Here is a 12,565-nt window from a genome sequence, read left to right as displayed (position 1 = left end):
ACGCACTACTAGAACCGTTGCCCAAACGGTTACCGCCTAGCAGTACGTCCACGGCATCGAACGCAGCAGGGTCCTTCCCCGAACGGGGCGGGACCCTGCTTGCGTTGTGGGGCGGTGTATCACCCACTGCCGCTTCGGATGCGAGTGCCTCGCCCTCATTGCCGATGGTGTGCTCCGCGGCGTTCTGCACCGCATGCAGCCGCGCGAACGGCTCCTTGAGAGCGTGCCCCGTCACACTGCCGCCGTCCGGATCGAGCGGATCCTCCACCACATACAGCCTGTGAAAGGTCGCCTGGTTCAGCATTCGCCGCGGTGCGGCTGTGGGCGAGGGGGATGGTGCGGCGTGTCTCCCCGTCGCCGTCGACGTGCTCGATGCGGTAGTGCTGCGCGGTGGCGGAGATGCTGACGCAGTCGGCATGTAGGAAGACGAGCGTGAGGCCGTCATGGTCGGTCGCCACCTGCACACCCGCCTCGTAGAGGCGGAGGCGGAGGCGTTCGAGTGCGGCGGGGGCGGTGGTCTGCTTCATCGATGCTGTCCCTGCACCACCCAGATACGGGCGCCGGTCTCGTGTTCGATGTGCTGGCGCATGGCGTCTTGCAGCCCTGGCAGTCGGGCGAAGTGCCACAGCGAGGGCACCAGGACGTCTCTGACGCGGTGGCGCTTGCGTGCCTCCAGCAGCGTGTGAAACGCCGACTCCGAACACGTGGTGCCTTCGGCGAACACTTCGCCGAGACAGAATCCCTCACGGGTGGCGTATTCGGTCAACTCGTGCTTTATGCGGAGCAATTCGTCATTCGTGGCATGATCGCTTGCCACACGCATATAGCCATACATTGTGGGCTGCACGTTCGGGCTCCTCCAGGTCAAGGGCCAACCGGTTCGGCGGCGGTCCCCGGCGTGCGCCGGTGGACCGGCCTGGTGGCCAGACAAGCGGGTTGACCTGGAAAAACCCAGAGCACAAGGGGTGCAGGGCTGAGGCAAAAATGGCGCAGAGGTGGCCCTGGACTGGGCATATACGCCCTGGCCTGGCTAAGCTGGGACCGCCCCTATTACCCCCGGAGGAAATAGCCATGGCGGCCAGGCGCGTAGGGCTGTCTCAGCGTCGCAAATCGGCGGGCTACAGCCAAGAGAAGCTGGCCGAACTCCTCGGCGTCGAGCGTTCCACGGTAGTGCGCTGGGAGAGGGCCGAAACCGACCCCCAGCCATGGATACGCCCCAAGCTCGCCCGCGCCCTGAAAGTCACGCCCGAAGAGCTGCGGACACTCCTCGATGACGTGACCGTCCCTCAGGCCCGGCCCGGCGAACGCATGCGCTATGGGCTGGAGCACCCCTCGCAGGTCGATCTGGTGGCGGTGGCCTCGCTGCACGAGCGCATCCGCCAAGTTGACGAGCAGTACCACACGGTGCCCTCCACCGCGCTGCTCAGCTCCGCCGGCCAGCTCCACGGCCAGGTGAGGTTCCAGCGCGAGAACGCCGCCAACCCGCGCGTCCGCAAAGCCCTGCTCGAGGTCGAAGCCGAGTCGGCCACCATCATGAGCCAACTGGTCTGGGACGTCAGCCAGCGCCGCGACCACGACGCACCGCTCACCTACCTGGACGAAGCCATCGAGGCAGCCCGCCAGGCCCGCGATGCGAGCACCGAGGCGTATGCGACCCTGCGCAAGAGCTACCTCGCCCTCTACGGCGAGACGACCCCCGAGCACGGCGCGATCCTGGCCGCCGGCGCCGCCGAGATCGCCAACCCCGTCAGCCCGGCCCTGACCGGACTGTCCTTGCTACACGTCGCCGAAGGCCGCGCCATGCTGGGCGACCACACCGCCTGCGAGCACGCCCTCGCCAAGGCCGAAGCCCAGTTCGACCGCCCCAGCACCGATGATGTGGCCGCGGAGTACTACACCCGCACCGAGTTCCACCGCCTGGCCGGATCCTGCTACCTCTTCCTCGGCCGGCCCGAACGCGTCGAACCCCTCCTGCGCACCACCGCCCATTCCCTCACCGAGCGGAAGAAGAGCCAGGCCATCGCCTACGGCAACCTCACCCTCGCTCTCATCCGGCAACACAAGCTCGACGAAGCCGCAACCACCATGCACCGCACCATCGACGCCGTCGAGCTGACGCGGGGTGGTGGCGGGCTTAACCTGGCATTCACCGCAGGGCAGGAACTTCGCCCCTGGCGCCACGAGCCGTGGGTCCACGACGTCCAGGACCGGCTCCTCGCCCTGATGGCAGCCATCTAGCAGCAACGACAGTAGGCGCGCATGACCGACCTCGACCAGGCCAAAGCAGCCGTGCGCGACCGCGTATGGCGCCATCTCCTCACCGAAGGCGTCGTTCCCGACGACTCCTACGGCACCATCCCCGGCTTCCACGGCGCCGAGGCCACCGCCGAGCGCCTGGCCGAGCTGGACGTCTGGAAGAACGCGGAGACCATCAAGGCCAACCCCGACTGGGCGCAGCTCCCCGTGCGCATCCGCGCCCTCCAGGACGGCAAGCTCCTCTACATGGCCGTGCCGCGCATGGCCAGCCTCAAGCCGTTCTATCTGCTCGATCCCGCCGCGCTGAGGCTGCCGCCGGAAGAGGCCGCAGAGAAGAAGGGCGCCGAGATGACCGCCCAACGTATCGGTGTGGACGAGATGCGTCCTATCGACGTCGTGGTCTGCGGGAGCGTGGCCGTCAACCGCACGGGAGCCCGCATCGGCAAGGGCGCCGGCTACTCCGACTTGGAAGTGGCACTGTTCATCGAGGCGGGGTTGGTGTCAGAGGCGACAACTATCGTGGCGCCGGTGCACCAACTCCAGGTCATAGACGAGGAGATCCCCGAAGCCGAACACGACTTCAGGGTGGATCTGATCGTGACGCCGGATGAGGTCATCCCGTGCGAGGAGCGGCGACGGCCGAGGGGGATTGTGTGGGAGAGTTTGACGAAAAAGAAGGTGACAGAAATTCCGGTGCTTGAGAAGATGTTCGATGCGAGGTCTTCAACACCGTTTTTTGATTGACTGACTTCTCAAGACTGCGTGAGTCGTCGGGTGGAGGGCTAGACATGGAAGATGCTGAACCCATCAACGAAGATTCTGATTTGACTGGAGAACCGTCTTCGGAGGAATCCACTCAGGAGCCACTGACCTATACACATGATCCCGGTCTTGTGTCAGTTTTGGCGCAGCTTGTTGACTCAGCTTGCGAAGATGCTGATACCTTCCGCGCAGTGAGTATTAACTTGAGGCAGCTGGCGACAAGCCTAAATCCTCCGCTTCCCTCTGCGGCTGAGCGTGAACTGGTGATGACTTTTGGCTACTCTTTGCGGTCGACGCCAATCGGGTCATCTAGGCCGGATGCTTCTCTCGTTCCATTGGATGGACCTTCTTATTTTCCGCGATCACTGAATGACGCCGATGATCAGACGCGAGCGTTGTGGGTCGATCTCGCATCGGCTGTGACGCATCCTGTAGCTCGGGCTCGATTTGCAGATATTCTATTTACGCTAAAGCTGACAGAAAATCGCCGTGATGCTGCTGAGCGAGCTATTAGAGCCTACCTGGATACAGTGGGGGGAAGCCTTCAAGATCATGAGCAAGGCTTTGGTCTACTCAGGGCGTTGACTCTTGCTCGCTCAGTAGGACTCTCAGATCTGGAGCAGCAGGTTGCCTCTGCCATGGTGGATATGGCAGAAGGCGCTCTCCTCGAGAGTAATCCTGCTTACGTAGCCGTGCCGCTACTGGATGCCATTGCGGTTTCGCCGCGCAAGAACAAGACTCAGCCAATAAATCCAAAGGTTGATGATCTTCTCGATACGGCGTTGCAGGCCTACGCGGAAGCGCATGTCGTTAAAGAAGTTGCCGATATTGTTCGGCGAAGGGCCGCTGGCGATGATGCTCGCATACAGCGTGCTAGCGAGGCGCAAATTCATGCCCTGCTGAAGGAAGCCGATAACGGGAGAGAAGCCCTTATTAAAGTCTATTATCTGAATGAGGCAGCATCAACCGCACGTCGGTACGGCGTCTCGCACCTTGAAGAAGTGGCGGTTTCGAGGTTGCAGTCTGCTCCACAGGTGGAGTGGAAGACCTTGCAAACTGAGTTCAGCATCCCATCTGAGATATTTCGCAACTACCTGATTCCCTACGAGCGTGCCCAGACGTGGCAGGAAGCTTTGGCGTACTGGTTCCAGAGTGACTCTCCTAGCGGTAGCGTTTCGAACAACGAAGAGACGGCACGCAACCTCAAAGAAGTCTCAGTCGTCGAACAGATTGCTACAAATGTCAAATTTGGGCCAGAAGGATTCCCCAAGCGGGTTATATCTGGTGAAGAGGATTCTCTTCAGCGTCAGCGCGTTCGTGCAGCTAGTGCGAACATCCAACTTAATGGTCTGCGCTTGGCTAGCGCACTAGATATGATACGCGCACGATTTGGAATCCCTTCTCTGGAAGATATTGAAGCATGTATTTCTGATTTCGGAACCCACCCGTCCTTGGCTAAGGCTCTCGCTAAAGCGCTTCAACTCTACTGGGTAGATGAATTTGCGGCTAGTGTGCATCTAGCGGTTCCAAAGATTGAAGCATCGGCTCGATCCATATTGCTGGAGCTCAACGAGCCTGTGTATCGGGCGGCAGTTGGTGATGCGGACGGCCAGTTTCCTGGACTAGGATCCTTGCTGGATAAATTGGAGGAGAAGTGTGACTTCGATCCTGATTGGGCTTGCTTCCTGAGGGTGTTCCTGTTGAAGGATGGTTACAATGTTCGTAACCTCGTGGCACATGGATTTATGGACGAAGTAGATTGTAACACAGCCGCTTTGGCGCTGCGTGCGTGTGTGCTCCTCGTTGTGCTTGCCTCGAACGAACCGGCTGAACGCGATATAAAGTCTGTGAAGGATGCGCTAGCAGGGTCGAATGGTGAAGAATCGTAATCTATCAGTCCTGACCGCGCGCCAATGGTGTGACGGAATCGCCGGTTTCTTCGATGGCGTCGAGCAGGATACTGAGACTTCGGTCGGCTGAGTTTTTCTTCAACAGAGTAGGGTTATCGTAGAGCCAACGCAGCGCATCCAGGGCATACCTTATTGCTTCCTGGCGGTAGGTGTATATGGCGCTCCTTGTGGGCTCCTTGCCATGGCTACCATGGATAAGATCACTTCGCGCCGCATAAATCTCACCCAGGCGAGATTTAAGCTTCTTTCGATCGTCGAAAGAGTTTTGTTCTAATATCTTTGCCATTGCTCCAGTTACTCTTAGTGTCGCCTCCTGTGGGCTGCCGAACATATTCTCCCAGGCTACGACGGCATCGATGAGTGCGTCGGTTGCATCGAATCGTGTCGAGACAGCGGAAAGTAGACGTCGTGCAGCGATATTAAGGCTCTTCGGATGCCTCTCTTTGAGAATGTTAGACCAGTTTTTAACTCGCAATGCAGTCTCAGCGCTAATATTCACCGATGCACCACTGAAGTCGATGGGAAGCCAACTGTAGCCACTGCTGCTCGTGAGTGGTTCAAGCGTGGTTTGAAAGGTGACCGGTGAAGCCACAAGTCTTTCATCTGTCGAAGCGAGGAGCAGTGCTAGCCTAGTGCGCAAGATATTATATTCAAGGTCCCCTCTATGAGACTCAAAGACATCGCTATTTTTCTTGTAGAACTGATCGACTTCAGCGTCACCGCTGATATTCCCCATGATTTTTAGGGGTGTCGGTACAAGTAGGAATGCCTGAGTGCGCTGTTGCAGATCACGGTGTCTGACGATGGCTTCCAGCGCAGCTTCCTGTACCGCTATGAGCCGACCGAAGGAAAGATCGATAGATTGATTATCTTCAAGCCTAACTCCTCCAAGGCCGACAATGGTATAAACTTGTGCTTGTTTGCCCTCGACTATTCTTCTTGCTACACCAAGCGTTGTACGCACCTCCTCCAGGTATTCATCTATCTCGGCACCACCTTTCGCAAGACATATTTGCCATGCATAGTCCAATAAGGAGTCAGGGAGTGAAGTTAGCTGAATGCCACCACTTTTTCCATTTGAGAAGAAAAGAGGATCTGACTGTATCCCAAGGTGACTCTGTTCGGAAGTGTTATCGTGATCACTCTCTGGCGAATGAGCAAAAATGCTGCTCAGCAGTTCATCCCTCATTACACTTGTATAGAAGTCATGCCTGTTTGTGTGGTTGAAAGTGGCAGCCATGGAAAGTTTGCCTGGGAATGTATGGTCCTTGGGTGGTGAGATCAGGAGGAGTGGATATACGTCGATAGCAAATCGAACTAGGTTCGCTACAAGTGGATCTTCATCATTAACGACAGGGAGGATTCCTCCACAGTGAAGGCGCATTTGGTTGGCAAGAGATGGCCCTCCTTGGAGAGTCTGAGCTACGAAATTTTGGAGAGTAGAGTATCTGTTCAGTCCATCGATGTTTTCTTGATCTAGTCTTGCGATATTGTCTTCTAGAAGGGAAATGGTCTCTCTCTGTTGAGGCGTTGGATCCGCATCAAGATGTGTGGTTGCGAGCACGTACTTGAGGAACTTCTCCCCGAACGCTTGGAGTGCCTTGTCCATGGACTGAAGTCTACTCATTCTTCGGCAGGGGCGAGGATGGAATGGACTTGTCTGCGCTGCCTCATAAGGAGACGAGGCTGGCTACGAGGTGCGTTCATACGGTTCGCGCATCTTGACCCCGTTCTGCTTCAGGATCTTGCTGACGGTCACTCGGTCAATCCGGTACTTGACGGCCAGTTGGCGGATGGTGGCGCCCTCCCGGTACTCGGCCACGATGTCGGAAATGTGCTTTTCGGTGGGACGCTGTATCGCCCGCGGCACCTGTTGCTGCTCCTTCGTTGGGAGAAACGACTCCAGGTTGGGCAGCTTGCGCCACAGCGCCCCAAGGGTCTCCGCCAACCGATCGGGGTTAGCAAAGGTCGTCCAAGGCACAGGTTCGACACCCGTCTACCGCCGGTACCGATCCCGCATCCGCACCCCTCGCTCCAACAGTCGAAGCCGCACCGTATCAGGACTGACCTCCATCTTCTCGCCGATTCGGGCCAGCGACCACCCTTCCTCGTATAGCCGCGCCGCCTCGTCGATCTGGTCGAGGGAGAGGCCCGTGCGGCGCATCTGCGCGCCGTGACGCTTGAGGATCTTGCTTACCGTCTGCCGGGCGATGCCGAAGCGCCGGCCCAGCTCGTAGACCGTGGCTCCGGCCTCATAGGCGGCGACGATCTCCCGCGCTTGGTCGCCCTTGATCTGCTTGGCGCGGGCGGAGAGAGCGGCGCGACCGGTGCCGAGGTATCAGGAAGCTTGGCCAGCAGCGCCTCCAGCGCCCTGCGCTGCCGCGCCGGGTTAGAGACAGGAGTTGCCAGGGGAGCACCCACCGAAAGGCCCGCAGGGAGACCTGCGGGCCTTTCGTAATGTTCGGCGTCAGTAGGGGTCCCAGCGCTGCTGGTTGCGGGCGAGGGCCATGTGGTCCTCGGGGCCCGCGAGGCGGACGGTCTCGGCGAGGGCGACCAAGGCGTCGGTGTCCGTGAGGTCGGCGGGCATGGCCCATGACCGTGCGCGGAGCACGGCCCATCGGTCGCCCAGGTCGACGTAGGCGGCGGGATCCTGTACCCAGTCCGGGCCGACCGCCCGATCCTCGCCCCAGGAATCGATGATGTCCTTCGGCCTGACGACGGTGATGTCTTCGCCGTGTCTTCGGCAGTACGCCCACACCCGATAGCAGGCGGGGTCCGAATCCTGAAGGGCCAGCTCCACGTGTTCGAACGTGCCGTTGTAGTAGGAGACGGTCCCGGAGGGCAGCTCGGCCTTGTCGATGTTCCAGTCGGGATGGTCGAGCACGGGGACGGCGAACATCTCGGCGGGGGTGTTCTCGATCAGCACTCTGGCGCGCACACCATCGACGGCCGTGGGGACGGGGAGGACGACCGCCGTTACCGCGGCGGCGAGGAGGGCGGTTCCGCGCCGTGTATCGGTGTCTGCGACCTGTTCCCGAAGGAGCGCCCAGACGGCCGCGCTGAAGATCGGAAGGACGACCAGCGTCTCCGGGACGTCCACGCCTCGCGGCTGACCGGGCACCAGGAAGGGGACGGCGAGGTAGATGTGGACAGCGACCCCGGAGAAGACCAGGAGGAACGACTTCTTGAAGGAGAGCTCCACCCGGTTGGCGTTCAGCCAGAGCTTCAAGGGGAGCGCGGTCAGTGGGACTGCGAACACGCCGAAGAGCGCCATCCAGGCGATGAAGTACACGGAGGTGAACGCCGAGGACCCCGAGGTGAACATCACCGTGAAAGTCCCAAAGAGCCACCCGAGGTAGGACACGGGGATGCAGGCCGCCACCACCCCCAGCAGCGCGCAGGCGGTGCCGATGGCAAGGGACGAGCGGGATACAGGCGCCATTCGGGCACGCCTTCCGTCTGTGGCCGACCCCCCGGGCTTACGTTGCCGTGCCACTCGCCGCCGCACAACCACGATGGCCGTGCTCGGCCGTGCCCGGCCGTTCCTGGCGGGACCGGAGCGGTACCACCGGGCGCCTACCTAGCCCTCCAGGCGGGCGTCTCCCCAGGTGGCGAAGCGGTCTCTGTCGCCTCCGCCGGCGTCGGGGGTGGTGATGCGCATGACCAGCTCCAGCTTGTTCCCCGCCGAGACCGGGACGTCGAAGGCGCGGCTCTCCTGCATCTCCAACTCGCGGCTCTCCGCCACGACCCCGCCGTCGACCCGGACCTCGAACTCCATGGTCGTCCCGAGCCGCGACGCGTCCGAGACCCCGACCACGGCCTTGAACGAGGTGAAGCCCTGGGGGACCGTGTAGGTGAAGGTCTTCTCGTCCGCGACCGCGTTCAGCCGGTAGTAGATCGACTTGGGGTACTTCGTACCGGCGATGGAGGCGATCCCGTCGCTGACGACGACGCCGTCCCCTTCTTCCCGCAGGTCTTCCAGGTACGCGACCTCCACGGCTTCCGCCTGTACGGAAGGGGAATTCCCGCCGGGCTCCACGTCGGGCCGCTCTGGGGAGTCGCCGTCGCCGTTCTCCGAGGCGTTCTGATCGGCGGGCGCCCCCGTCCCTTCAGCGCCGTAGGGCGGGCCCGGGAGGAGCCCGGTGCCGAGGGCCGTGGACACCCCTGCCACCAGCACCGCGGTCAGGGTCAGTGCCATGAGCAGCAGCCGCCTCCGGTGACGATCGGGCCGCTTACCGGGCCCTGGCTCCGTCTTGCCTCCGGGCGGTCCGCCTCCGGGCGGTGGGGAGGACCGCGCGCCGTGGAAGTGGATCTCGCGGATCTCCTTGGCCTGGAACACGTTTTCGGCGTTCCCCGAGTTCTCGTTGTGGTGGTGCTCGGGTCCGGGGGTGCGCCCCGAAGGGCCCCTTCCGCCCATCCGTCCTCCTGAGAGCGCGTGGCCTCGCACTTCCGTGCCGCCACCGGAGGAGCGGAGCGGGGGCGGTGGCGGGGACGAACCGAGCGATGCACCGGGCGACGTCACGGGAATCGTAGCGCTCCCCGGGCCCGCCGACAGGGGGTCCGGCGAACCGGGAGACCCCTACCGCTCTTCTGTGCGCACCCCCACCGGGACCACCAGGGGCGATCCCGACACCGGGTCGGGGACCACCTTGCACTCCAGGCCGAACGTCTCGGCCACCAGGTCGGGGGTGAGCACCTCCCCCGGGGCGCCGGAGGCCCGGACGGCACCGTCGCGCATGGCCACCAGCAGGTCGCTGTAGCGTCCCGCCAGGTTCAAATCGTGCAGCACCATCACCACGGTCCGGCCGTGGTCCCGGTTGAGGGCCCGCACCAGTTCCAGCACCTCGATCTGGTGGGCCAGGTCCAGGTAGGTGGTCGGCTCGTCCAGCAGCAGCAGGTCCGTGCCCTGCGCCAGCGCCATGGAGATCCACGCCCGCTGCCGCTGCCCGCCGGAGAGCCGCTCCAGCGGGCGCTCGGCGAAGCCCGCCATGCCGGTCATCTCCAGCGCCCGGGCCACCTCCCCGGCGTCGGACGAGGACCACTGCCGGTACCAGCTCTGGTGCGGGTGCCGGCCGCGCATCACCAGGTCGCCCACGGTCAGCCCGGGCGGGGCCAGCGGCGCCTGCGGCAGCACCGCCACCGTCCGCGCCACCTGGCGGGGCGGGGTCCGGGCGATCGGGCGCCCGTCCAGCAGCACCTGGCCCGAGCGCGGCCGCAGCAGCCGCCCCAGCGCCCGCAGCAGCGTCGACTTGCCGCAGCCGTTGGGCCCGATGATGGAGGTCACCGCCCCGTCGGCGACCGCGAAGTCCAGGTCGCGGGCGACCACGGTCTCGCCGTAGCCCAGGGTGGCCCCTTCGGCGCGCAGCCGCGGGCCCGGCCCCTCGGGGCCGGTCGGGGAGGAGGAGCGGTCGGTGGTCACAGGCGGGCCTCCCGGTGCCGGAGGATGATCAGGTACATCAGGAACGGCGCCCCCAGGACCGCGGTGAACACGCCCACCGGCAGCTGGGTGGGGGCGAACAGCCCGGCGGCGAGCTGGTCGGCGCCGAGCGTCAGCGCGGCCCCGGTCAGCGCCGAGGTCAGCGGGGGCGGCTGGGCGGTCCCGCACAGCCGCAGGGCGATCTGCGGGGCCGCCAGCGCGACGAAGGTGATCGGGCCGGCCGCCGCGGTGGCCGCGCACACCAGCAGCGCCGCGCACGTCAGCAGGACCAGGCGGGCGGCGTCGACCCGCACGCCCAGGCCGCGCGCGGCGTCGTCGCCCAGCCCCAGCGCGGCCACGGTGGCCGCGGCCGCCAGCGCCACGGGGAGCAGCACCGCCAGTGCGGCGGCGGCCGTGCCGACGCGCTCCCAGTCGGCGGCGTGCAGGCTGCCGGTCACCCAGGTCTGGGCGCGGGCCGCGTCCTGCAGGTCGGACCAGGTCATCGCCCAGTAGACGAGGTTGGCGCACATCAGCGACACGGCCACGCCCACCAGCAGCAGCCGGGTGCTGGAGACCCCGGCCCGCCAGGACAGCCCGAAGACCGCGACCGCGGCCGCCAGGCCGCCGACGACCGCCCCCGCGGGGACGCCGAACTGCGACACCGCGCCGCTCCCCCCGCCGGCGCTGCCGCCCAGCACGATGACCAGGACGGCGCCCACCGAGGCGCCCCAGCCGATGCCCAGGGTGTCCGGGCTGGCCAGGGGGTTGCGCGCCACGCCCTGCAGGATCGCCCCCGACAGCCCGAGGCCGGCGCCCACCAGGGCGCCGGTCAGCGCCCGGGGCATGCGCAGCTCCATCACCACGAAGCGCTCCCCGCCGTCGCCGCCGCCGGCCAGCACGGCCAGGACGTCGGCGGCGCCCATCGGGTAGTCGTCGAAGGCGGTGAGGGCGCGGACGAACAGGGCGGCCAGCGCGGCGCAGACGAGCAGCGCGACGGCGGCGGTGCGCGGCCGCCAGGTCCACGACACCGGGCCGGCGCGCAGGGCGCGGCGGCCGGCCGGGGGCGGCGGGGGAGCGGTGGCCGCGCCCGGTGCGGGGGCCGGTGCGGGGGTCACGGGGCGATCATCCTTCCCCTGCGGATGAGGGCGATGAAGAACGGGGCGCCCAGCACCGCCAGCACGATGCCCACCTCCACCTCGCCGTTGCCGCGCACCACGCGCCCGGCGATGTCGGCGGCCAGGACCAGGCAGGCCCCGGCCGGGGCGGCCAGCGGGACCGTCCACCGGTGGTCGGGCCCGGTGATCGCCCGGGCCAGGTGCGGGGCGGCCAGGCCGACGAACCCGATCGGCCCGGCGGCGGCGGTGGCGGCGCCGGTCAGCAGGGCGATGGCCAGCACGCCGGCGGCGCGGGTGAGCCGGACCCGCTGCCCGAGCGCGGTGGCCACGTCGTCGCCCAGGGCCAGGGCGTTGAGCCCGGGCGCGTTGGCGGCGGCCAGCGCCAGCCCGGCCGCGATGAACGGCAGGACCTGCCAGAACACCTCCATGGGGCGCCCGGCCAGAGTGCCCAGCCGCCAGAACCGGTAGACCTCCAGGCTGCTGTGGTCCAGCAGCACGATCGCCGAGATGACCCCGCTGAGCAGGGCGCTCATCGCGGCCCCGGCCAGGACCAGGGTGATCGGAGTGGGCCCGCGCGATCCGCCCGAGGCGATGGCGAAGACCGCCGTGGAGGCGATGACGGCCCCGGCGATCGCCAGCCAGACGAAGGAGGCCAGGTCGCTCATGCCCAGCAGGAAGACGCCGAGCACCACGCCGAGCGCGGCGCCGTGCGAGACGCCGAGGATGCCGGGGTCGGCGATGGGGTTGCGGGTGTGGCTCTGCATGAGCACCCCGGCGGTGCCCAGCGCCGCCCCGACCGCGATCCCGATGGCGGTGCGGGGCAGGCGCAGCGACCACACGACCGCGCTGGCCTCGCCCCCGTCCGGGGCGGTGAGCACGCGCCAGACCTCGGCCGGCGCGATCGCCCGGGCGCCGATCAGCAGGCTGCCGGCCGCGCACGCGGCGAGCAGGACGAGCAGTACCGCCAGGCCTGCGGTCCGGCGGCCGCGCAGGGCCGACCCGGGCACCGGTGCGCCGGGCGCACCTGGCGCACCGGGCCCGGCGGGGGCCCAGACGGCGGGGGCGGAGGGCTTCACGGTCGCGGACTCCTCGGGGACGGGGGACGG

Annotated in this window: 12 protein-coding genes; 3 read left to right on the top strand and 9 right to left on the bottom strand. The window is 65.3% G+C overall.

The window, feature by feature from the left end:
• Window positions 1-523: 523 nt before the first annotated feature.
• Window positions 524-847 (bottom strand): recombinase family protein, encoded by a 324-nt coding sequence (locus C892_RS0109505; RefSeq protein WP_017556991.1) that lies wholly within the window; start codon window positions 845-847, stop codon window positions 524-526.
• Window positions 848-1,071: 224 nt separating this feature from the next.
• Between C892_RS0109505 and C892_RS0109500 the strand changes: the two genes are divergently transcribed.
• Genes C892_RS0109500 through C892_RS30465 form a run of 3 tightly spaced genes read left to right on the top strand, consistent with a single transcriptional unit; the run spans window position 1,072 to window position 4,907 of the window.
• The gene (locus tag C892_RS0109500) at window positions 1,072-2,238 is read left to right on the top strand and encodes a helix-turn-helix transcriptional regulator (protein ID WP_026124257.1); all 1,167 of its coding nucleotides are present in this window, start codon (window positions 1,072-1,074) and stop codon (window positions 2,236-2,238) included.
• Window positions 2,239-2,259: 21 nt separating this feature from the next.
• Window positions 2,260-3,000 carry a 5-formyltetrahydrofolate cyclo-ligase gene (locus C892_RS0109495; RefSeq protein ID WP_017556988.1) on the top strand — a complete coding sequence of 247 codons (741 nt, stop codon included), beginning with the start codon at window positions 2,260-2,262 and terminating at the stop codon, window positions 2,998-3,000.
• A 44-nt stretch (window positions 3,001-3,044) separates the two neighbouring features.
• Window positions 3,045-4,907 carry a DUF7380 domain-containing protein gene (locus tag C892_RS30465; protein WP_083934351.1) on the top strand — a complete coding sequence of 621 codons (1,863 nt, stop codon included), beginning with the start codon at window positions 3,045-3,047 and terminating at the stop codon, window positions 4,905-4,907.
• Between the two features lie 4 nt (window positions 4,908-4,911).
• On the opposite strand, the gene C892_RS31250 is transcribed toward C892_RS30465, so the two are convergent.
• The 8 genes from C892_RS31250 to C892_RS0109450 all read right to left on the bottom strand — a co-directional run bounded on the left by C892_RS31250 (window position 4,912) and on the right by C892_RS0109450 (window position 12,535).
• The gene (locus C892_RS31250; protein WP_152513366.1) at window positions 4,912-6,537 is read right to left on the bottom strand and encodes a HEPN domain-containing protein; all 1,626 of its coding nucleotides are present in this window, start codon (window positions 6,535-6,537) and stop codon (window positions 4,912-4,914) included.
• Between the two features lie 81 nt (window positions 6,538-6,618).
• The gene (locus tag C892_RS0109480) at window positions 6,619-6,876 is read right to left on the bottom strand and encodes a hypothetical protein (RefSeq protein WP_017556985.1); all 258 of its coding nucleotides are present in this window, start codon (window positions 6,874-6,876) and stop codon (window positions 6,619-6,621) included.
• A 48-nt stretch (window positions 6,877-6,924) separates the two neighbouring features.
• On the bottom strand, window positions 6,925-7,197 hold the full coding sequence (locus C892_RS32780) for a helix-turn-helix domain-containing protein (RefSeq protein WP_026124255.1): 273 nt from the start codon (window positions 7,195-7,197) through the stop codon (window positions 6,925-6,927).
• A 198-nt stretch (window positions 7,198-7,395) separates the two neighbouring features.
• Window positions 7,396-8,370, bottom strand: a complete 975-nt coding sequence (locus tag C892_RS0109470) for a hypothetical protein (RefSeq protein WP_017556983.1) — start codon at window positions 8,368-8,370, stop codon at window positions 7,396-7,398.
• Between the two features lie 138 nt (window positions 8,371-8,508).
• Window positions 8,509-9,345: an NPCBM/NEW2 domain-containing protein gene (locus C892_RS28720; protein WP_017556982.1), complete on the bottom strand. Its 837-nt coding sequence runs from the start codon at window positions 9,343-9,345 to the stop codon at window positions 8,509-8,511.
• A gap of 162 nt (window positions 9,346-9,507) precedes the next feature.
• Entirely contained in the window at window positions 9,508-10,347 is an 840-nt protein-coding gene (locus C892_RS0109460) for an ABC transporter ATP-binding protein (RefSeq protein ID WP_017556981.1), read from the bottom strand.
• Entirely contained in the window at window positions 10,344-11,459 is a 1,116-nt protein-coding gene (locus C892_RS0109455) for a FecCD family ABC transporter permease (RefSeq protein WP_017556980.1), read from the bottom strand. The genes C892_RS0109460 and C892_RS0109455 overlap by 4 nt, the downstream gene beginning before the upstream one ends.
• Window positions 11,456-12,535, bottom strand: a complete 1,080-nt coding sequence (locus tag C892_RS0109450; RefSeq protein WP_017556979.1) for a FecCD family ABC transporter permease — start codon at window positions 12,533-12,535, stop codon at window positions 11,456-11,458. Before C892_RS0109450 ends, C892_RS0109455 begins: the two co-directional genes overlap by 4 nt.
• Between the last annotated feature and the right edge of the window lie 30 nt (window positions 12,536-12,565).

Origin of the sequence: Nocardiopsis baichengensis YIM 90130, from assembly GCF_000341205.1 — a bacterium.
GTDB lineage: Bacteria > Actinomycetota > Actinomycetes > Streptosporangiales > Streptosporangiaceae > Nocardiopsis_A > Nocardiopsis_A halophila.
This window is presented reverse-complemented; position numbering and strand designations above follow the sequence as displayed.

What these genes read in the sequence shown, in the direction of transcription:
- C892_RS0109500 (WP_026124257.1), top strand. Translation starts at nt 1,072, where the DNA reads ATGGCGGCCAGGCGCGTAGGGCTGTCTCAGCGTCGCAAATCGGCGGGC.
- C892_RS0109495 (WP_017556988.1), top strand. Translation starts at nt 2,260, where the DNA reads ATGACCGACCTCGACCAGGCCAAAGCAGCCGTGCGCGACCGCGTATGG.
- C892_RS30465 (WP_083934351.1), top strand. Translation starts at nt 3,045, where the DNA reads ATGGAAGATGCTGAACCCATCAACGAAGATTCTGATTTGACTGGAGAA.
- C892_RS31250 (WP_152513366.1), bottom strand. Translation starts at nt 6,537, where the DNA reads ATGGACAAGGCACTCCAAGCGTTCGGGGAGAAGTTCCTCAAGTACGTG.
- C892_RS0109470 (WP_017556983.1), bottom strand. Translation starts at nt 8,370, where the DNA reads ATGGCGCCTGTATCCCGCTCGTCCCTTGCCATCGGCACCGCCTGCGCG.
- C892_RS28720 (WP_017556982.1), bottom strand. Translation starts at nt 9,345, where the DNA reads ATGGGCGGAAGGGGCCCTTCGGGGCGCACCCCCGGACCCGAGCACCAC.